The sequence below is a fragment of the Streptomyces sediminimaris genome (genome assembly GCF_047049295.1).
Taxonomy (GTDB): Bacteria; Actinomycetota; Actinomycetes; order Streptomycetales; family Streptomycetaceae; genus Streptomyces; species Streptomyces sediminimaris.
Genome location: NZ_JBJWOT010000001.1, coordinates 6037862 through 6056637, shown reverse-complemented (window position 1 = coordinate 6056637; position 18776 = coordinate 6037862). Strand labels below are relative to the sequence as shown.

19 protein-coding genes are annotated in these 18776 nt (G+C 72.1%); 9 read left to right on the top strand and 10 right to left on the bottom strand.

What is annotated here, in order from left to right; translation table 11 throughout:
• Window positions 1-141: 141 nt before the first annotated feature.
• The 4 genes from ACJ9NR_RS28250 to ACJ9NR_RS28235 form a co-directional block, all read right to left on the bottom strand.
• Window positions 142-663 (bottom strand): hypothetical protein, encoded by a 522-nt coding sequence (locus ACJ9NR_RS28250; RefSeq protein WP_412492156.1) that lies wholly within the window; start codon window positions 661-663, stop codon window positions 142-144.
• The gene (locus ACJ9NR_RS28245) at window positions 647-1138 is read right to left on the bottom strand and encodes an RNA polymerase sigma factor (RefSeq protein ID WP_412492157.1); all 492 of its coding nucleotides are present in this window, start codon (window positions 1136-1138) and stop codon (window positions 647-649) included. The genes ACJ9NR_RS28250 and ACJ9NR_RS28245 overlap by 17 nt, the downstream gene beginning before the upstream one ends.
• A 131-nt stretch (window positions 1139-1269) precedes the next feature.
• Window positions 1270-1890 carry a class F sortase gene (locus ACJ9NR_RS28240; protein WP_412492158.1) on the bottom strand — a complete coding sequence of 207 codons (621 nt, stop codon included), beginning with the start codon at window positions 1888-1890 and terminating at the stop codon, window positions 1270-1272.
• Window positions 1887-2273 (bottom strand): LPXTG cell wall anchor domain-containing protein, encoded by a 387-nt coding sequence (locus ACJ9NR_RS28235; protein WP_412492159.1) that lies wholly within the window; start codon window positions 2271-2273, stop codon window positions 1887-1889. The genes ACJ9NR_RS28240 and ACJ9NR_RS28235 overlap by 4 nt, the downstream gene beginning before the upstream one ends.
• 220 nt (window positions 2274-2493) lie before the next feature.
• On the opposite strand from ACJ9NR_RS28235, the gene ACJ9NR_RS28230 reads away from it, so the two are divergent.
• Window positions 2494-3159, top strand: coding sequence for a YceI family protein (locus tag ACJ9NR_RS28230; RefSeq protein WP_412492160.1), 666 nt, complete (start codon window positions 2494-2496; stop codon window positions 3157-3159).
• Between the two features lie 133 nt (window positions 3160-3292).
• Here the strand turns inward: ACJ9NR_RS28230 and ACJ9NR_RS28225 are convergent, their stop codons facing one another.
• Entirely contained in the window at window positions 3293-4153 is an 861-nt protein-coding gene (locus ACJ9NR_RS28225) for an SDR family oxidoreductase (protein WP_412492161.1), read from the bottom strand.
• Between the two features lie 87 nt (window positions 4154-4240).
• Here ACJ9NR_RS28225 and ACJ9NR_RS28220 point away from each other — a divergent pair, with 87 nt between their 5' ends.
• Window positions 4241-4969: a TetR/AcrR family transcriptional regulator gene (locus ACJ9NR_RS28220; RefSeq protein ID WP_412492162.1), complete on the top strand. Its 729-nt coding sequence runs from the start codon at window positions 4241-4243 to the stop codon at window positions 4967-4969.
• 226 nt (window positions 4970-5195) lie between these two features.
• On the opposite strand, the gene ACJ9NR_RS28215 is transcribed toward ACJ9NR_RS28220, so the two are convergent.
• A complete protein-coding gene (locus ACJ9NR_RS28215) occupies window positions 5196-6635 on the bottom strand; it encodes a gamma-aminobutyraldehyde dehydrogenase (RefSeq protein ID WP_412492163.1) in 1440 nt (479 codons plus the stop codon).
• A gap of 168 nt (window positions 6636-6803) precedes the next feature.
• Between ACJ9NR_RS28215 and ACJ9NR_RS28210 the strand changes: the two genes are divergently transcribed.
• The 7 genes from ACJ9NR_RS28210 (at window position 6804) to ACJ9NR_RS28180 (ending at window position 13490) form a co-directional block, all read left to right on the top strand.
• A complete protein-coding gene (locus ACJ9NR_RS28210; RefSeq protein ID WP_412492164.1) occupies window positions 6804-7319 on the top strand; it encodes an Lrp/AsnC family transcriptional regulator in 516 nt (171 codons plus the stop codon).
• 19 nt (window positions 7320-7338) lie between these two features.
• Window positions 7339-8703 (top strand): aspartate aminotransferase family protein, encoded by a 1365-nt coding sequence (locus tag ACJ9NR_RS28205; protein ID WP_412492165.1) that lies wholly within the window; start codon window positions 7339-7341, stop codon window positions 8701-8703.
• A gap of 192 nt (window positions 8704-8895) precedes the next feature.
• The gene (locus tag ACJ9NR_RS28200; RefSeq protein ID WP_412492166.1) at window positions 8896-9636 is read left to right on the top strand and encodes an ABC transporter ATP-binding protein; all 741 of its coding nucleotides are present in this window, start codon (window positions 8896-8898) and stop codon (window positions 9634-9636) included.
• Complete coding sequence (locus ACJ9NR_RS28195; protein WP_412492167.1) at window positions 9618-10964, top strand: hypothetical protein; 1347 nt, start codon at window positions 9618-9620, stop codon at window positions 10962-10964. Before ACJ9NR_RS28200 ends, ACJ9NR_RS28195 begins: the two co-directional genes overlap by 19 nt.
• 122 nt (window positions 10965-11086) lie before the next feature.
• Complete coding sequence (locus ACJ9NR_RS28190) at window positions 11087-11494, top strand: VOC family protein (RefSeq protein ID WP_412492397.1); 408 nt, start codon at window positions 11087-11089, stop codon at window positions 11492-11494.
• 34 nt (window positions 11495-11528) lie between these two features.
• Complete coding sequence (locus ACJ9NR_RS28185; RefSeq protein ID WP_412492168.1) at window positions 11529-12650, top strand: LOG family protein; 1122 nt, start codon at window positions 11529-11531, stop codon at window positions 12648-12650.
• 162 nt (window positions 12651-12812) lie between these two features.
• Entirely contained in the window at window positions 12813-13490 is a 678-nt protein-coding gene (locus ACJ9NR_RS28180; RefSeq protein WP_412492169.1) for an LAETG motif-containing sortase-dependent surface protein, read from the top strand.
• Between the two features lie 79 nt (window positions 13491-13569).
• On the opposite strand, the gene ACJ9NR_RS28175 is transcribed toward ACJ9NR_RS28180, so the two are convergent.
• The 4 genes from ACJ9NR_RS28175 to rlmN all read right to left on the bottom strand — a co-directional run bounded on the left by ACJ9NR_RS28175 (window position 13570) and on the right by rlmN (window position 18684).
• On the bottom strand, window positions 13570-14613 hold the full coding sequence (locus tag ACJ9NR_RS28175) for an ABC transporter ATP-binding protein (protein ID WP_412492170.1): 1044 nt from the start codon (window positions 14611-14613) through the stop codon (window positions 13570-13572).
• Window positions 14614-16215, bottom strand: a complete 1602-nt coding sequence (locus ACJ9NR_RS28170) for an ABC transporter permease (RefSeq protein ID WP_412492171.1) — start codon at window positions 16213-16215, stop codon at window positions 14614-14616.
• A 44-nt stretch (window positions 16216-16259) separates the two neighbouring features.
• Window positions 16260-17348 carry a thiamine ABC transporter substrate-binding protein gene (locus tag ACJ9NR_RS28165; RefSeq protein ID WP_412492172.1) on the bottom strand — a complete coding sequence of 363 codons (1089 nt, stop codon included), beginning with the start codon at window positions 17346-17348 and terminating at the stop codon, window positions 16260-16262.
• Window positions 17349-17577: 229 nt separating this feature from the next.
• Entirely contained in the window at window positions 17578-18684 is a 1107-nt protein-coding gene (rlmN, locus tag ACJ9NR_RS28160) for a dual-specificity RNA methyltransferase RlmN (protein WP_412492173.1), read from the bottom strand.
• Window positions 18685-18776 lie beyond the last annotated feature (92 nt).

The following is an 18776-nucleotide window of genomic DNA, read 5'->3' as shown; positions in this document are numbered from 1 at the left end:
CCGCTCCGGCCGCTCGATCCTCCCGCGCGTCGGCCGCGGCGACCGTGGTGACCGCGGTGACGAGGCGGGCGACGGCGCGCCGGTCCGTGCCGTGGCGGAGGCAGGGCCGGCCGGCGTCGGCGGTGTCCGGCCCGCGCCGGGTCACCGGGAAGCGGCGGTCGGCGTCGGGCCGGTGCGGGCGCGGGTCGCCGACGGCGCCACCGCCGGCGCTCGGGTGGGGGTACGCCCGGCGGAGGCGGACGGGCTGACGCGGTCGTTCGCGGACGGGCGGGACGCGGGCGAACGGGGCGAACGGGTGGTGGGTACGGCGGTCGGCGCGGTGCTCGGTACGTCCTGGGCCGGGCGCGGGCGTCCCGGGACGGGCGACGCGGACGGGTGCGGCGCCGTCGAGGGGCTGCTCGCGGGCGGCGGGGCGAGCGGCACCGCCGGCGAACCGGCGCCGCCGGACGCGGCCAGCCGCAGGGGCAGGATCGCCAGGGCGGCGACACCGCAGGTCACGGCCGCGCCGACGGCCGCGCGCAGCAGGCGGCGGCGGGCGGCGCCGCGGCGGATCGCCTCGTAGCGGCCGGGGGGTGCGCCGAGGTACTCGCCGGGAGGCCGCAGGATGACGGCGAGCGGGTCGCCGGGGTCGTGGTCCGGGCCCTCGTCAGGATGTGTGGTCAAGGCTTCTCCTCAGGTGGGCACGGAGCAGTTCGCGGGCCGTGTGGAGGTCGGCCTTGACGGTTCCTTCCTTGCGTCCGGTGAGCACGGACACCTCCCGGATGGGCATGTCAGCGTAGTAGTGCAGGAGGATCGGGACACGCAGCCGTTCCGGGAGGGACTGCACGAGCAACCGCACCGAGGGGTCGGCCTGTTCGGGGGGCGGGGTCACCGCGGCCTCCGTGGTCGCCCGGCGGACGGCTCTGCGCTCGCGCTCCAGCTTGCGCCAGTGGTCCCGGACCAGGTTGGCCGCGGTGACGTAGAGGAACCCGCGCGGCTCGGCCACCGCCGTCCAGCGGGCCCAGAGCCGGGTGAAGGCCTCCGAGGCGATCTCGTGAGCCGTCTCGTCGTCGTCGACCAGCCGGCGGACCCAGCCGGCGAGACGCGGGTAGAGGGCGGCGAACAGTTCGGACGCGGCCTTCTCGCGGGATCGTTTCAACGTTCTCCCGGGGTGGTGGGCGCTTGTGGGGGGCTCGTGGGTCTCGTGGAGGCTCACGGGGGAAGAGCCCGGGCCGACGGCGTACGTTCCATCGACCCGGGTCCGGGCTTCGCGGCGGGCCGGGCTGCCGCTCAGTGGCTCGCGGAGCTCAGCCTCGCGAAGACGATGACGTTGTCGCGGTAGCCGTCACCGGTCCGTTCGCCGCCGCAGGTGATGAGCCGCAGCTCCGGCCGGTCCACGTCGCCGTAGACCTGGTCCGTCGGGAAGTGGTCCTTCGCCACCGTCCGTACCTCCGTCACGGTGAACCGCGCAGCCGTGCCGTTCTCCAGGCGCGCCACGATCCTCTCGCCGCGGCGCAGGTCCTTCAGGTGCCGGAAGACGCCGTCCCCGTAGGCGCCGACCGTGACATGGCCGAGGATCACCGACGGTCCGGTCTGGCCCGGTGTCGGGGAGTGCTCGTACCAGCCCGCCCTGTCGTGCGCCGTGATCGGCGGCACCTGCACGGTGCCGTCCGCGGCCAGGCCCAGCTTCATGACCGGGGTGTCCACCCCGATGGCCGGTATCCGGAGCCTGACCGGGACCGATCGCCCCACCGCGGACACCGACCTGGCGGCGGGCGGCGCCGAGGACGCCGGTGAACTCGCCCGGCTCCCGTGCGCCGGGCCGCCGGAGGTGTCGCCGGGGCCGCCGCAGCCGGCGAGCAGGGCGGCCAGCGCCGCGACGGCGAGGGCGGGCCTGGAGAACGGCCTCATGCCCCGTTCGCCCGCCGGCGGCGGACGAGGAGGACCGCGCCGCCGCCCAGGACGACGGCCGCGGCGGCGCCCCCGCCGACCAGCGCGCCCGCCCCGGTGGAGTCCGAACCCGTGGGCGCCACACCGGTGTTGGGCGCTCCGCTCGGCACGACGGAGATCTGGCCCGTCCGCGGCACCCGGGTCGGCACGGCGCTCGGGACGGCGGTCGGGGCGGTGCTCGCACGCGCCGAGGAGGGGACGGGGCTGGGGGCGCGGGTGTCGCTGGGTGCGGCACTCCGGGCCGGACGCGGGGTCGCGGTCGACCCGTCGGCGAAGGCGGGCACCGCGCCCGCCAGGACGGCGGTGCAGGCAAGTGCCATGGCACTGAGGCCCGTTCGGCGCATGAATCGCTCTCTTTCGTCGGCCCGCCCGGCGCTCGGCCGGCGGGCTGTGTGACTGATCGAGCGGAGAGACGAGGCAGCCCCGGGGCGGGTTGTAAAGAGCGGGCAAAGTCGTCGGGGCTCCTGCAACGCCAGTGACTCGGGGGCTATTTGGTGACGACCGTGTGCGCGGGTGTTGAAGGTGCCTTGCGGCCGTTCCCGCCATGACGTAGGTACGTGAATCATGAACCTGTTCACCCGAGCTGCGTCCCTGCGCCGCCCGGCTCCCCCCACCGCCCCCGCCCCCCGACTCGCCCCGGAGCCACCGGCGTTCGCCCCCCAAGCCGCTGCGCCTGATCCCGCCCTCGCGGGGTTGACCGGCGAGTGGATGATCGACCCGGCGCACAGCCGCATCGGCTTCTCCGTGCGCCACGCCATGGTGACGACCGTCCGCGGGGCGTTCACGGAGTACGAGAGCCGGCTCCATTTCGACGGCCGGGATCCGTCCCGTTCACGGGCCGAGATCGTCATGTCCACCGCGTCGGTCGACACCGGTGTCGAGCAGCGCGACGCCCATCTGGTCGGCCGCGACTTCCTGGACGCCAGGAACTACCCGCAGATGCGCTTCGTCAGCACCACGGTGCGGCTGCTGGGCAGCGACGTCTACCGCATGACCGGCGACCTCACCATCAAGCGCACCACCCGGCCCGTGGAACTGGACCTCACCTACATCGGGCACGTCACCGACCCGTTCGGCATGCAGCGGGTGGGGTTCGACGGCACGACCACCATCAACCGCACCGAATGGGGCCTGACCTACAGCCAGAAGCTGGCGGAGGGCGGCGCCATGGTGAGCGAGAAGGTCCGCCTCCAGTTCGACATCGCCGCGATCCGCGCTGACCCGGCCTGACCGGCCCGCCCCCTCCGTGACCAGGTCGCCGGTCGGCATCAGGCAACGTTCGTGACGTGCGCTGCCGTTCGCCCGCGGGCACGTTCGCCCGGTGCGTCCTGGTGGCCCCGCGTCTTCTGCGCGTCGCTCCGGTCTATGCGGCCCAGGCACGCTCGAGCAGGGCTCCGAAGGTGGCGGGCTCTCGCCCGATCAGTTCGGCGAGCGTCGGGTCGACGGTGGTGAACTCGCCATGCCGTGCCGCCGCGAAGATGCTCAGCATCAGGTCGGCGATCGCGGCCGGGGCGCCGTGCGCCAGTGCCTGCTCACGGAAGGCGTCGTCGGGGACGACGGTGCGGGTGAAGGGCCGCCCGGTGGCCTGGGACGCGATCTCGGCGACGGTGCCGAAGTCGAGCGCCGCCGCGCCGGTGAGCGGCGGGGTCGGCCCCTCGAAGCGGCTCTCCCCGGCGAGGATGGCGGCGGTGGCCTCGGCGAGGTCGTCGTGGCCGGTCCAGGCGACGGGGCCGTCGGCGGGCAGGGCGATGTCGCCGGTGTGCCGGGCGGACTCCAGGAACTGCAAGGCACTGGACGCGTAGAAGCCGTTGCGCAGCGCGGTCCAGGGCAGGCCGGTGGCGCGCAGCAGGTCCTCGGTCCGGGCGTGGTCGCGGCACGCCTGGAAGCGGGAGTCGTGGGCGGCACCCATCTGGCTGGTGTAGAGGATGCGGCCGACGCCGGCCTTCACGGCGGCGTCGATGGCGGTGCGATGGCCGGTGACGCACGCCTCGCCTGTGCGGTCGAGGGAGACGAGGAGCAACTGCTCGGCCCCCTCGAAGGCATGCACGAGCGAGGCGGGGTCGTCGAAGCTGCCCTGCCGGACACGAACACCGCGGTCGGCGAGGTCCTCGGCCTTGCGGAGGTCGCGGACGCTGACGCCGACGCGGTCGGCGGGAACGCGCTCCAGGAGGCGTTCGACGGTGCGACGGCCGAGCTTTCCGGTGGCTCCGGTCACGATGATCATGGATTCTCCCGACGCTGTTTCCAGTGGAATCATTCTGACGTTAACACTGGAATACCACTGGAAACAAATCGTCGATATCATCGATTCATGACCATGCGCGACACCACCGGCAGCCCTCGTCACCGCATCGTCGAGGCAGCGGTCGAGCTGTTGGAGAAGGGCGGCCCGGACGCGGTGAGCACCCGGGCGGTCGCCGCCGCGGCCGGGATGCAGCCGCCGGCGATCTACCGCCTCTTCGGCGACAAGGAGGGTCTCCTCGAGGCCGTCGCCGAGCACGGCTACGCGCAGTTCCTGGAGAGCAAGCGCGCGCAGCTCGATCCCGAACCACAGGACGCGGTGGAGGATCTGCGCCGCGGCTGGGACATGGTGGTGGAGTTCGGGATCTCCCGCCCCGAGCTGTTCGCGGTGATGAGCAGGGCCACCAGCCGGGGGGCGGACATGGCACACCGCGCGGGCCTGGAGATCCTCCACGGCCGGGTGCGCCGGCTGGCGGCCGGGGGGTGGCTGCGGGTCGACGAGGAGCTGGCTGCCCAGATCATCCAGGCCACCGGCCGAGGCGCGGTCACCACCTGGCATTCCACCCCGGCGGACCGCCGCGATCCGGCGCTGCTGCCCGTCCTCCGCGAGGCCATGGTCGCCGCCGTCACCTGCGCCCGACCGACGTTCCCCGCCGCCGAGACCGGCCCCGCCGCGGCGGCCCGCGCGCTGCGCGCCGCTCTCCCCGACGATGCAGATGTCCTGAGCGACGCCGAACAGCACCTGCTGCGCGAGTGGCTCACCCGCCTCGCAGCGGACCGTGGCACTCCGCATGCCTGAAGGAGTCCGGCTTCGTGCCGTGCGTCGGCGTCAGGCCGGGCACATCGTCCGCGCTGACGCCGTCTCCGCGCATCGGGATGATGTCGGCTTCGGTCCGGCTCGGGGGCATTGCCGCAGCATGCCGCCCGCGCCGGCGCCCGGCGCGAACAGCGCGGCCCCGGACGGGAGTTCCCGTCCGGGGCCGCGCCTCACACCGTACGGACCCTGTGGTCCGGCGGCGTACCGACTACACGTCCAGCGACGTCATCACGTGCTTGATCCGCGTGTAGTCGTCGAACCCGTACGCCGACAAGTCCTTGCCGTAGCCGGACTTCTTGAAGCCGCCGTGCGGCATCTCCGCGACCAGCGGGATGTGGGTGTTGATCCACACGCAGCCGAAGTCGAGCTTCTTCGACATCCGCATCGCGCGGCCGTGGTCCCGGGTCCACACCGAGGAGGCCAGGGCGTACTCGACGCCGTTGGCCCACTCCACCGCCTGGTCCTCGTCCGTGAAGGACTGGACGGTGATGACCGGCCCGAAGACCTCCTTCTGGATGATCTCGTCGTCCTGCTTCAGCCCGGAGACGACGGTCGGGGCGTAGAAGTAGCCCTTCTCGCCCACCTGGTGGCCGCCGGTCTCGACCTTGGCGTGGGCGGGCAGACGCTCGATGAAGCCGGAGACCTGCTTGAGCTGGTTGGGGTTGTTGAGGGGACCGAACAGCACGTCCTCGTCGTCCGGCTGACCCGTCTTGGTCTCGGCGGCCGCCTTCGCGAGCGCCGCGACGAACTCGTCGTGGATGCCCTCCTGGACGAGGACGCGGGTGGCCGCCGTGCAGTCCTGGCCGGCGTTGAAGAAGCCCGCCACCGAGATGTCCTCGACGGCCTTGGCGATGTCGGTGTCGTCGAAGACGACGACCGGCGCCTTTCCGCCGAGCTCCAGGTGGACGCGCTTGAGGTCCCTGGAGGCGGACTCGGCGACCGACATGCCGGCCCGTACGGAGCCGGTGATGGAGGCCATCGCCGGGGTCGGGTGCTCGACCATCAGACGGCCGGTGTCGCGGTCGCCGCAGATGACGTTGAAGACGCCCTTGGGCACGATCGAGCCGATGATCTCGGCGATCAGGACGGTGGAGGCCGGGGTGGTGTCCGACGGCTTCAGCACGACCGTGTTGCCGGCCGCGAGGGCCGGGGCGAACTTCCACACGGCCATCATCATCGGGTAGTTCCACGGCGCGACCTGCGCGCAGACGCCGACCGGCTCGCGGCGGACGATGGAGGTCAGGCCCTCCATGTACTCGCCGGCCGAGCGCCCCTCCAGCATCCGGGCCGCGCCCGCGAAGAAGCGGATCTGGTCGACCATGGGCGGGATCTCCTCGGACCGGGTGAGCCCGATCGGCTTGCCCGTGTTCTCCACCTCGGCCGCGACGAGCTCCTCGGCCCGCTCCTCGAACGCGTCCGCGATCTTCAGCAGGGCCTTCTGGCGCTCGGCGGGCGTGGTGTCGCGCCAGGCCGGGAAGGCCGCCGCGGCGGCCGCCATGGCGGCGTCCACGTCCGCCCGGCCGGACAGCGGCGCGGTCGCGTACGCCTCGCCCGTCGCGGGGTTGACCACCTCGGTGGTCCGTCCGTCGGCGGCGTCCCGGAACTCGCCGTTGATGTAGTTGCGCAGACGACGCAGCTCGGTGCTCACTGCCGGCCTCCTGTCAGGTCGAGCTGTCCAATCACTGAGACACCCACCCTAATCCGCACGCCGACGTTTTCAACACCCCCACTTGGCCCGTTTCTGCGAAATCCGCAGGTCTCAGTCTCGTAAACAACGAATTTCATCGCTTCGCCCTTGCGGAACTGTCAAGACGTCGTGCACAGTGAGCTCGTGGCCAGTCGAAGCGCAGAGCAGCGGGACTCCCGCGAGTCCAGGAACGGCACTCCTCATCCGGATGCCGTCTCCCTCGCCATCATCGAACAGCTCCAGGAGGACGGCCGCAGGCCGTACGCCGCCATCGGCAAGGCCGTCGGCCTCTCCGAGGCCGCCGTGCGCCAGCGCGTGCAGAAGCTGCTCGACCAGGGCGTGATGCAGATCGTGGCCGTCACGGACCCGCTCACCGTGGGTTTCCGCCGCCAGGCGATGGTGGGCGTCAACGTCGAGGGCGACCTGGACCCGGTGGCCGACGCGCTGACCACGATGGCGGAGGTGGAGTACGTGGTGATGACCGCGGGCTCGTTCGACATCCTCGCCGAGATCGTGTGCGAGGACGACGACCATCTGCTGGACGTCATCAACAAGCGCATCCGCGCGCTGCCCGGCGTGCGCTCCACCGAGAGCTTCGTCTACCTGAAGCTCAAGAAGCAGACCTACATGTGGGGAACCCGATAACCGTGAGGACCCGATAACCGTGAGCACCAAGGACCTCAGCCGCACCGCGTACGACCACCTGTGGATGCACTTCACCCGCATGTCCTCGTACGAGAACGCCCCGGTCCCGACCATCGTCCGGGGCGAGGGCACCTACATCTACGACGACAGGGGCAAGCGCTACCTCGACGGTCTCGCGGGCCTGTTCGTGGTCCAGGCCGGCCACGGCCGCACGGAACTGGCCGAGACCGCCTTCAAGCAGGCGCAGGAGCTGGCGTTCTTCCCGGTGTGGTCCTACGCCCACCCGAAGGCCGTCGAGCTGGCCGAGCGGCTGGCCGACCACGCGCCGGGCGACCTCAACAAGGTCTTCTTCACCACCGGTGGCGGCGAGGCGGTCGAGACCGCCTGGAAGCTCGCCAAGCAGTACTTCAAGCTGACCGGCAAGCCCACCAAGCACAAGGTGATCTCCCGCGCGGTCGCCTACCACGGCACCCCGCAGGGCGCCCTGTCCATCACCGGCCTGCCGGCCCTGAAGGCCCCCTTCGAGCCGCTGGTCCCGGGCGCGCACAAGGTCCCGAACACCAACATCTACCGCGCCCCGGTCTTCGGCGACGACCCCGAGGCCTTCGGCCGCTGGGCCGCCGACCAGATCGAGCAGCAGATCCTCTTCGAGGGCCCGGACACCGTCGCCGCGGTCTTCCTGGAGCCCGTGCAGAACGCCGGCGGCTGCTTCCCGCCCCCGCCCGGCTACTTCCAGCGCGTGCGCGAGATCTGCGACCAGTACGACGTGCTGCTCGTCTCGGACGAGGTCATCTGCGCCTTCGGCCGCCTCGGCACGATGTTCGCCTGCGACAAGTTCGACTACGTCCCGGACATGATCACCTGTGCCAAGGGCATGACCTCGGGCTACTCCCCGATCGGCGCCTGCATCATCTCCGACCGCCTGGCCGAGCCGTTCTACAAGGGCGACAACACCTTCCTGCACGGCTACACCTTCGGCGGCCACCCGGTCTCCGCGGCCGTCGGCCTGGCCAACCTCGACCTCTTCGAGCGCGAGAACCTCACCCAGCACGTGCTCGACAACGAGGGCGCCTTCCTCAGCACCCTGCAGAAGCTGCACGACCTGCCGATCGTCGGCGACGTCCGCGGCAACGGCTTCTTCTACGGCATCGAGCTGGTGAAGGACAAGCACACCAAGGAGTCCTTCGACGAGGAGGAGACCGAGCGCGTCCTGTACGGCTTCCTGTCCAAGGCGCTCTACGACAACGGCCTGTACTGCCGCGCCGACGACCGCGGCGACCCGGTCGTCCAGCTCGCCCCGCCGCTCATCTCCGACCAGTCGACCTTCGACGAGATCGAGCAGATCCTGCGCGCGACGCTGACGGAGGCGTGGACGAAGCTCTAGGCTCCGCCGCCTCCGCCCGGTCATACGGCCCGGGGTGCACCCGTACGAGTGAGAAGGGTGCCCCCGGGCCGCGTGCTGTCCGGCGCAGCGGCGTCGGCTCCTTAGCGTGCCTGGTAACCGATCGGCCCAGCCTTCGTTCCCCCGCCTGGGGGAAAGGCACGGGAACTACGGATCTGAACGAGGTGTACGCCCATGGAGGCCCCGCCGGACAACGACGTGCTCTGGGCACGCGCCCTGCACTTCCAGCACAGCGACGGCTCGCCCGGGCTCAGCGGTGTCTCGCTCGGCGTCCGGGAGGGCGAGATCGTCGCCGTCAGCGGCCCGCGGGGCTGCGGCAAGACGACGCTGCTGCGCTGTCTGTCCGGCCTGGTGCCGGTCCGGCGCGGCGAGGTCTGGTTCAACAGCGTGCCGGTGCACACCATGGGCCCGATGACCCGTGAGCGGCTGCGCCGGGACCGCTTCGGCTGGATCGACCCGGCCCCGGTGCTCGTGCCCGAGCTCAACGCCTGGGAGAACGCCGCCCTGCCGCTGATGCTCCGCGGCACCAGCCGGCGGCGGGCGAAGACGGCCGCCCTGGAGTGGCTGGAGCGCCTCGACATCGGCGACAAGTCCCGGCTGCGCCCGCACGCGCTGCAGCAGGCCGAGCGGCAGCGCGTCTCCATCGCCAGGGCCCTCGCCCCGGCCCCCACCGTCCTGTTCGCCGACGAGCCCACCGCCCCGCTGCACCGCGCCGACCGCGCCCATGTGCTGCGCACGCTCACCACGGCGGCCCGCTCGCACGGCATCACGGTCGTCCTGGCCACCCACGACGCGGAGACCGCGGCCCTCGCCGACCGCACGGTGTCGCTGCTGGACGGCCGCCGCGTGCACACGGTCCACCTGCCCCCGGTCACCGAGACGGAAGGCCGGGCCGCGTGCTCGCTCTCCGTCTGACCCGCGGCGCCCACCCGGCCGTACACCTGCGCCGTGCCCTGGTGGCGCTGGCGGCGGCCGGGACCGGCTTCCTCCTGCTGTGCGTCCTCGGCTACGCGATGAGCCATGCCGAGAGCCCCGCCTCCTCGGTGCTGCGGCTCGCCTGGTGCCTGACCCCGCTGGCCGCCACCGTCCACCTCTCGGTGGCGGTGGCCCGCACCGACCCGGCCACGCGGCCCCGTCCCGGCCTGTCGGCCATCGGCCTGGGCCCGGCCCGCCTGATGACCATCTCGGCGACCACCACGGCCCTGTCCTGCACGCTGGGCTCCCTGCTGGCGCTGCTGGTCTTCCTCCAGCTGCGCGGCGACTTCTCGGCCGGCCCCGTCGGCGGGACGGCCGCCGAGTTCCTCGCCGCCGACCAGCCGCTGCCCTTCCCGGCGGCCCTGACCCTGCTGGCGCTGGTGCCGGCGACCGCCTCGACGACCGTGGCCCTGGTGCTGCGTCCGCGCGACGCACGGCCGGCCGCGGCACCGCGCGGATACGGCCGCTTCGGCGCCTACGGCAGGTCGGTGGCGCGGGAGACCTTCGGAGCCTACGGCCGCTTCGGCGCGCGCTCCGGCAGCACCGGGCACCGCTCCGCCGACGCCGTACTGCCCGCGGCGGTCGTCTCCGTGCCCGCCGAGACCCCGCTCTGCCCCGCGACCGGCCCCGACCCCGATCCCACCCGGCCGCCCGTTCCGCGCGAGGCGCCCGCGGGACTGCCCTGGGGGGTGGCCGTCCTGGCCGCGGGTCTCGCCGTGGAGGCCTACGCCGGGGGCACGACGGACGGCTCCCGCCTCGCCCTGCCCGGCGGCCTCGCCGCCGGCGCGCCCGGCATCCTCATCGGCTGGGCCCTCACCGCCCTCGGCCTGGCGCTCGCCGGCCCCGGTCTGACCCATCTGTGCGGCCGCCTCCTGCAGTCGGCCGCGCCCGGCGCGCTCAGGCTGCTCGCCGGCCGTGTCCTGATGGAGGAGGCCACCCGCATCGGCCGCCCGCTCGGGATCGTCTGCGCGGTCGCCTCCGGGGTGGTCGCCATGGCGGCGCTGTTCGACGCCGACCGGCCCGGCTTCGGCCCCCTCACCACCCTCGGCACGCTCCTCGTCGCCGGCTGCGCCCTCGCCACGCTGCTGACCGCCGCCGTGGAGGCCCGGCAGGCGCGGGCCGACACCACGGCCGCGCTGCTGCGGCTCGGCGCGCCCGCGACCATGCTGCGCGGCGCCGCCGCCCTCCGGGCCGGCGCGCTGCTCGCCCTGTTCGGCCCGCTGACGCTGGTCGTGGCCGAGCTGGCGGCGCTCCCCCTGTCCGGCTGAGCGGGGACGGAAAGAGTTCCCCCGGGAACCGATGAGTTCCACGCCGCCCGGCGGTCCACCCCCGCGAACGGCCCTTGCCCGCCGGGAGGGACCCGATGGGCGAGACGATGGGAGAGACCCGCATGTACCAGCAGATGATCTTCGTGAACCTGGCCACCGCCGACGTCGACGCGTCGAAGAAGTTCTTCACGGAGCTCGGCTACACGATCAACCCGCAGTTCAGCACCGACGACTGTGCCTGTGTCGTGATCAGCGACACCATCGTCGCGATGCTGCTCGGCAAGGAGCGGTACGCGGACTTCACCGAGAAGGAGATCGCGGACTCCACGAAGACCAGCGAGGTGCTGATCTGCCTGAGCGCGGAGAGCCGCGAGAAGGTCGACGAGCTGGTGGACCGGGCGGTCGCGGCCGGCGGCACCGCCAACGCCGACGTCCAGGACCACGGCCACATGTACGGCCGCTCCTTCGACGACCTCGACGGCCACTCCTGGGAGGTCGTGTGGATGGACCCGGCGGCGGTCCAGGGCTGAGGACCGCCGGCGCACAGTGCCTAGCATGGGCCGGGTGCACACCAGCCCGGCCCATGCGGCCCACCACGACGAACGCGAGATCGAGACGCTCGAGGACTTCGACGCGACCGTCTCGGCACGCGGCACTCTCGCCGGACACCGCGTCCAGTCCGTCGATCTGACGGACCGTACGCGGGAGTTGCTCACCACCGACACCGCCCGGGCCGTCTTCCTCGGCTGCGCGATGCGCGAGGAGGCGGCGGTGAAGGTCCGCGCCGACGGCGCCCTGGTCTTCCCGCCCGTCCCCGAGCTGCCCTTCGACCCCTACCGCGGCCACCTCTACACGCCGGCCGAGCTGTTCGCCTCGCTGGAGGAGGGCTACGAGCGGACGCCGGACGCGCTCGCCTACGCCTGGTTCCAGCGCACCAAGGCGGACGGCGACATATACGCCTCGATGCTGCGCGCCGTGCACGACGACTCCGTCACCGACGCCCTGGACGAACTCCTGCGCGACGCACGGGTGGTGGGCGTCATGGGCGGTCACGCGATGAAGCGCGGCACGGAGGCCTACGCCGGCGCCGCGCGGCTCGGCCGGGACCTGAGCCGCGCCGGGCTCACCGTCGCGACCGGCGGCGGTCCGGGCGCGATGGAGGCCGCGAACCTGGGCGCGTTCGCGGCGCCGTACGACGACGCGATGCTGGAGGATGCCTGCCGGCTCCTCGCCAAGGCCCCCTCCTTCACGCCCTCGATCACCGAGTGGGCGCAGGCCGCCTTCGAGGTACGCACCCGCTGGCCGAAAGGCAACCACTCGGTGGGCATCCCCACCTGGTTCTACGGCCACGAGCCGCCGAACCCCTTCGCCTCGCACATCGCCAAGTACTTCGCCAACGCCACCCGGGAGGACGGCCTGCTGGCCCGCTCGAACGCGGGCGTGGTCTTCCTGCCGGGCGCCGCCGGGACGGTACAGGAGATCTTCGACAACGCGACGCCCAACTACTACGAGTCACGCGGCGAGCCGACGCCCATGGTGCTCGTCGACCGCGAGCACTGGACGCAGCGGCTGCCCACTTGGCCCCTCTTGCAGGCGCTCGCCCGGGAACGGTCGATGGAGTCCCGAATCGCCCTCGTTGACCGTATCGAGGAGGCTCCGGAGGCGTTGAAACGTCTCTGCGGTTAATAAGAACGCAAAGCCAACGGCCGGGCGGCGTCTGCGCATTGACACTTCTTATGGAACGCTTATAGACCTGTGAGTCTCTTGGGGAGAGTGAGGCTGCGCCTCCACAGATGATTCGCTTCCCATGTCAGCCCCCCGCAGTTGTACATCCCGTGAAGGGCAACCGTGTCCATAACCCGTCGTTCCGTGCAGATTCTGGGCGTTGCCGCCGCTTCGTCGGCCCTCGCCCTGAGCGCCGCGGGCAGCGCGCTCGCCTGCAACATCAGCGAGTTCTCCGCCGAAGCCAAGTGCGATGCCGGCAAGGGCAGCATCGTCGTCACCGACAAGGACGGCTCCGGCACCCCGGCCACGATCACCGTGTTCCTGAAGAGCTCGGCCGGTGTCGAGACTCCGGTCGGCCAGCCGCAGGAGGTCACCGGTACCCGTGAGGGTGTCACCGTCACCTTCAACGAGGACTGGAAGCCGAACGCCGTATACCGCGTCCACGTCACGGCCGGGAGGAACAAGGACCACCCGATCGTCGACAAGGACATCAGCCCCGACGTGACCACCCCGGCCGAAGGCTGCTCGAAGCCCAAGCCGACCCCGTCGGCGTCGGAGAGCAGCACGCCTCCGGCCAAGGAGTCCGCGAGCCCGACTCCGTCCGCCTCGGAGAGCAGCTCCGCCCCGGCCGGCACCCCGAGCAACGCGCCGTCTCCTGCGGCCGGTGACTCGAACCTGGCCGAGACCGGTGCGAACTCCAACACCGGCCTGATCGCCGGTATCGCGGGCGCCCTGGTCGTCGTCGGCGGCGGCGCCGTCTTCTTCGGCATGCGCCGTCGTGGTGCGAACAGCAAGAGCTGACGCCTCACCCGCAGTATCGCTGTGGCCCGTCCCCGTATCCCCGGGGGACGGGCCACGGTCGTTCTCCCCGGACCGGGCGTCAGCCGGACGGAGTGGTCAACGGCCGGTCCAGTACGACGACTTCGGCCGCGTCGAACTCCACGCCGACCGTCTCCCCGGTCTCCGGCGCCGCCCGGAGCGGGCACGCCGCCTCCAGGCGGGGCGCCTCCTCCGGCTGGAGCTGCACGGCGACGTGGGTGCCCTTGAAGGTGCGTGCGGCGACCGTGCAGGGCAGGCCCTGGTCGGCGGCGACGAGCCGGACGCCGGCGGGCCGCACGAGGAGCGTGCGCGGCCCCTGGGGGGCGTTCTCGGGCACCGGCAGCTTGCCCCAGGGGGTGTCCGCAGCCTGACCGGCCACCGTGGCCTCCACGACGTTGTCGAAGCCGAGGAACCGGGCGACGAACGCGTCCGCGGGCCGCTGCCAGACCTCCAGCGGCGTACCGGACTGGGCGATCCGCCCGTCGCGCATCACCACGACCCGGTCGGCGAGCGCGAAGGCCTCGCCCTGGTCGTGCGTGACGGCGAGGACCGTGGTGCCCAGCCGGCCGAAGAGTTCCCTGAGTTCGACGACCAGCCGCTCGCGCAGCGAGCGGTCGAGCTGTCCGAGCGGCTCGTCCAGCATCAGCAGCCGGGGCCGGGGGGCGAGGGCGCGGGCGAGGGCGACGCGCTGCTGCTCGCCGCCGGAGAGCGACGCGACGGCCCGGCGGGCGGCGCCCGGAAGACCGACGAGATCCAGCAACTCCCCGACCTGCTCCTGCCGGCGCGGGCGCGAAACCCCGCGCATCCGCAGCCCGAAGGCGACGTTGCCGCCCACGTCCCGCTGCGGGAAGAGCTGATGGTCCTGGAACATCAGGCCCACCCCCCGGCGGTGCGCGGGCACGCCCGTCTGGTCCCGCCCGCCCAGCAGCACCCGGCCCCGGTCCAGCGGCTGCAGCCCCGCCACCGTGCGCAGCAGCGTCGACTTGCCGCTGCCGCTGGGCCCGAGCACGCACACGATCTCGTGCTCGGCGACGTCGAGGCCGACGGCGTCGAGCACGGCCCGACCGCCGAAGCGGACGGTGGCGTCCTGAAGGCTCAGCAGCATCTAGAACTCCCCTGTCCGGTCGGTACGCAGCCGCTCCAGCACCAGCAGCGCCACCGCGCACACCACCATCAGAATCGTCGAGAGAGCCATCGCCTGGCCGTAGTTGAGGTCGCCGGGCCGGGCGAGCAGCCGCGCCACCGCGACCGGCAGCGTGGGGTTGTCGGGGCGCGCGATGAACACGGTCGCGCCGAACTCCCCCAGCGACACCGCGAACGCGAAGCCGGCGGCGACCAGCAACGCCCGCCGCACCAGGGGCAGATCGACCTCCCGCCACACCCGCCACGGCGACGCCCCGAGCACGGCCGCCGCCTCCCGCAGGCGCGCGTCCACGGCCCGCAGCACCGGCAGCATGGTCCGTACGACGAAGGGGACGCCCACCAGCGCCTGCGCGAGCGGCACAAGGATCCAGGAGGAGCGCAGATCCAGCGGCGGCCGGTCGAGGGCGATCAGGAAGCCGAAGCCGACCGTCACCGCGGAGACGCCCAAGGGCAGCATCAGCAGCGCGTCGAAGCCGCGCACCAGCCGGCCCGCGTCGCGGCGGGCGAGGGCCGCGGCGGCGAGAGCGCCGATCAGCACCGCGATGGCGGTGGCGGCGACGGCGTAGCGCAGGGAGTTGCCGATCGACTCGATCGGCGGGACGAGGAAGGTGCCGCCGTCCTCGTGGGTCAGGGACCGGTAGTAGCGGAAGCCCGGGGCGTCCAGCGACCGCCGCACCAGCACGGCGAGCGGGAGCACGAGCAGCACGGCGACGGTGGCGAGGACGCCGGCGAGCAGGCCCCGCTCCCGGGCCCCGCGCGGCCGCCGCGCCGTCACGGAGGCGTCGACCAGCCTGAGAGCCGTCTCCCGCCGCCGTACGGTCCAGGCGTGCACCGCGAGGACCGCGCCCACCGCCGCGAACTGGACGAGGGTGAGCACCGCGGCGGTGGAGAGGTCGAAGATCTCGGACGTCTGCCGGTAGATCTCCACCTCGAGCGTGGCGAAGGTGGGCCCGCCGAGGATCTGCACCACGCCGAAGGAGGTGAAGGTGAACAGGAAGACCATGAGTGCCGCCGCGGCGACGGCGGGCGCGAGCGCGGGCAGCGTCACCTTCCGCCAGGCCCTCAGCGGGGACGCGCCGAGCATCCGCGCCGCCTCCTCCTGCCGCGGGTCGAGCTGGCCCCACAGTCCGCCGACGGTCCGTACGACGACGGCGTAGTTGAAGAAGACGTGCGCGAGCAGGATGGCCCAGACCGTGGTGTCCAGCCGCAGCCCCCACCACTCGTCCAGGAGCCCGCCGCGCCCGACGAGCGCCAGGAACGCCGTGCCGACGACGACCGTCGGCAGCACGAACGGCACCGTGACGACGGCCCGCAGCGCCTGCTTGCCGGGGAAGTCGAAGCGTGCGAAGACATAGGCGCCGGGGAGCGCGATCAGCAGCGTGAGCGCGGTGGAGGCGAGCGCCTGCCAGGTGGTGAACCACAGGACGTGCCGGATGCCGGGCTGGGTGACGACGTCCGCGATCCGGCCGAGCCGCCAGGCCCCGTCGGCCTTGAGCCCGCGCGCCACGATCGCGGCCACGGGCCAGGCGAAGAACAGCGCGAAGAACGCGACGGGCAGGGCCATGAGCCCGAGCCGCGCCGCGCTCCCCGCGCGACGGCCGCGGACGGCTACTTCAGTACGAGGGACGTCCACGACTTGACCCACTGGTCACGGTTCTCGGCGATCCTGGCCGGCGCCATCCTCTCCGGGTTCCTGGCCGGCTGCCCGTACTTCTGGAACTCCGCCGGGGTCCGGGCGCCCTTCCGCACCGGGTAGACGAACATGTTCAGCGGCATGTCCTCCTGGAACTCCTTGGTGAGCAGGAAGTCGATGAGCGCCTTGCCGCCCTTGGTGTTCCTGGCGTTGCTGAGCAGTCCCGCGTACTCGATCTGCCGGAAGCAGGTGCCGTACGACGTCCCGGTCGGCGCCGTCTTCGGCTTCGGGTCGGCGTAGATGACCTCGGCGGGCGGCGAGGAGGCGTAGGAGACGACGAGCGGCCGGTCGCCCTTGGCCTTCTTGCCGCCCGCGGAGCCGGAGAACTCCTCGTTGTAGGCCTGCTCCCAGCCGTCGACGACCTTCACGCCGTTGGCCTTGAGCTTCTTCCAGTAGCCCTGCCAGCCGGCGTCCCCGTACCGGGCGGCCGTGCCGAGCAGGAAGCCGAGGCCGGGCGAGGAGGTCGCGGCGTTCTCGGTGACGAGGAGGTTCTTGTACGCGGGCTTGACGAGATCGTCGAAGGAGGTGGGCGGGGCCAGCTTGTGCTTGCTGAAATAGGCCTTGTCGTAGTTGACGCAGATGTCGCCGGAGTCGATGGGCGTGACCCGGTGCCTGGCCTGGTCGACCCGGTACTCCGGCAGGATCTGGTCGCTGCCCTTCGCCTCGTAGGGCTGGAAGAGGCCGTTGTCCAGCGCCCGCGAGAGCAGGGTGTTGTCGACGCCGAAGAAGACGTCGCCCTGCGGGTTGTCCTTGGTGAGGATGGCCTTGTTGACGGCCTGCCCGGCGTCGCCGTCCTTGAGGACGTGGACCTTGTAGCCGGAACGCTTCTCGAAGTCGGCGAGGACGCTCTTCGAGACGGCCCACGAGTCGTGGCTGACGAGGGTGACGCTCCTGGAGTCACCTGATCCACCGGATCCGCCGCTGCCGGACGAGGACCCGCACGCGGACAGCGTGACGAGTCCCAGCCCGACGACCACGGCCACGAGCTTCCTGTCGTTGTTCACCGAATTCCTCCTGGCTGACCAGGAAGAGACGCGGCCCTGCCCGGGGGCGCCGGACATGACCGGCGCCCCCGGGCAGGGCGCAACAGCTTGAGTGATGACCGAACTTCCTACCCAGAATGACCTGGGCAAGGTTCAGAGGGTCTGCGGCCCGGTTGCCGCACTCTCAGCGCTGTGGCGCTCCCCTGTCGGAATATGCAGATGTGTGTACGGGTGTTCGTACCGGGTCAGGTTACCGCTCGGTGGCCGCGAGCTGACCGCAGGCCCCGTCGATCTCCTGCCCACGGGTGTCCCGGACAGTCACGGGTACACCATGCGCGGCGATGGCCTCGACGAAGGCCTTCTCGTCCTCGGGCCGGGAGGCCGTCCACTTCGACCCCGGCGTCGGGTTGAGCGGGATGAGGTTGACGTGCACGGGCTTGCCCCTGAGCAGCCGCCCGAGCCGGTCGCCGCGCCATGCCTGGTCGTTGATGTCGCGGATGAGCGCGTACTCGATCGACAGCCGCCGCCCGGACCTCTCGGCGTACTCGAATCCGGCGTCGAGGACCTCACGCACCTTCCACCGCGTGTTCACGGGGACGAGGGTGTCGCGCAGCTCGTCGTCGGGGGCGTGCAGCGAGATCGCGAGCCGGCACTTCAGGCCCTCGTCGGCGAACCGGTGGATGGCCGGCACGAGCCCCACGGTCGAGACGGTGATCCCGCGCTGCGACAGCCCGAGCCCGTCCGGCGCGGGGTCGGTCAGCGCCCGGATGGCCGTGACGACCCGCTTGTAGTTGGCGAGCGGCTCCCCCATCCCCATGAAGACGATGTTGGACAGCCGCGCGGGCCCGCCGGGCACCTCCCCGTCCCTGAGCGCCCGCATCCCGTCCACGATCTGGTGCACGATCTCCGCGGCGGACAGGTTCCGGTCCAGCCCGGCCTGCCCGGTGGCGCAGAAGGGACAGTTCATCCCGCATCCCGCCTGCGAGCTGATGCACATGGTGACCCGGTCCGGGTAACGCATCAGCACGGACTCGACGAGCGTCCCGTCGAACAGCCGCCACAGCGTCTTGCGGGTGGTGCCCTGGTCGGTCGACAGATGCCGTACGACCGTCATCAGATCCGGCAGCAGCGCCTCCCGCAGCCGGCCGCGCGAGCCCGCGGGGATGTCGGTCCACTCCGCCGGATCGTGCGCGAACCGCGCGAAGTAGTGCTGCGAGAGCTGCTTGGCACGAAACGGCTTCTCCCCGACCTCGGCCACCGCCTCCTTGCGCTCGGCAGGCGTGAGATCGGCAAGATGCCGCGGCGGCTTCTTGGCTCCGCGGGGGGCGACGAAAGTGAGTTCTCCGGGCTTAGGCATGGCGGTACCAGTGTCGCAGATCCTCGCCCGGGGCCCAGGCCGGAGCGGGGTGGGGGCGGTCACCCGTGGGTGCCGACTGTCGGCGTTGGTCG

Excerpts from the sequence above, each read along its gene's own strand:
- ACJ9NR_RS28220 (WP_412492162.1), top strand. The coding sequence starts at position 4,241 with ATGACCATGCGCGACACCACCGGCAGCCCTCGTCACCGCATCGTCGAG.
- ACJ9NR_RS28170 (WP_412492171.1), bottom strand. The coding sequence starts at position 16,215 with ATGGCCCTGCCCGTCGCGTTCTTCGCGCTGTTCTTCGCCTGGCCCGTG.
- rlmN (WP_412492173.1), bottom strand. The coding sequence starts at position 18,684 with ATGCCTAAGCCCGGAGAACTCACTTTCGTCGCCCCCCGCGGAGCCAAG.
- ACJ9NR_RS28225 (WP_412492161.1), bottom strand. The coding sequence starts at position 4,153 with ATGATCATCGTGACCGGAGCCACCGGAAAGCTCGGCCGTCGCACCGTC.
- ACJ9NR_RS28175 (WP_412492170.1), bottom strand. The coding sequence starts at position 14,613 with ATGCTGCTGAGCCTTCAGGACGCCACCGTCCGCTTCGGCGGTCGGGCC.
- ACJ9NR_RS28190 (WP_412492397.1), top strand. The coding sequence starts at position 11,087 with ATGTACCAGCAGATGATCTTCGTGAACCTGGCCACCGCCGACGTCGAC.
- ACJ9NR_RS28240 (WP_412492158.1), bottom strand. The coding sequence starts at position 1,890 with ATGAGGCCGTTCTCCAGGCCCGCCCTCGCCGTCGCGGCGCTGGCCGCC.
- ACJ9NR_RS28230 (WP_412492160.1), top strand. The coding sequence starts at position 2,494 with ATGAACCTGTTCACCCGAGCTGCGTCCCTGCGCCGCCCGGCTCCCCCC.
- ACJ9NR_RS28235 (WP_412492159.1), bottom strand. The coding sequence starts at position 2,273 with ATGCGCCGAACGGGCCTCAGTGCCATGGCACTTGCCTGCACCGCCGTC.
- ACJ9NR_RS28200 (WP_412492166.1), top strand. The coding sequence starts at position 8,896 with ATGGAGGCCCCGCCGGACAACGACGTGCTCTGGGCACGCGCCCTGCAC.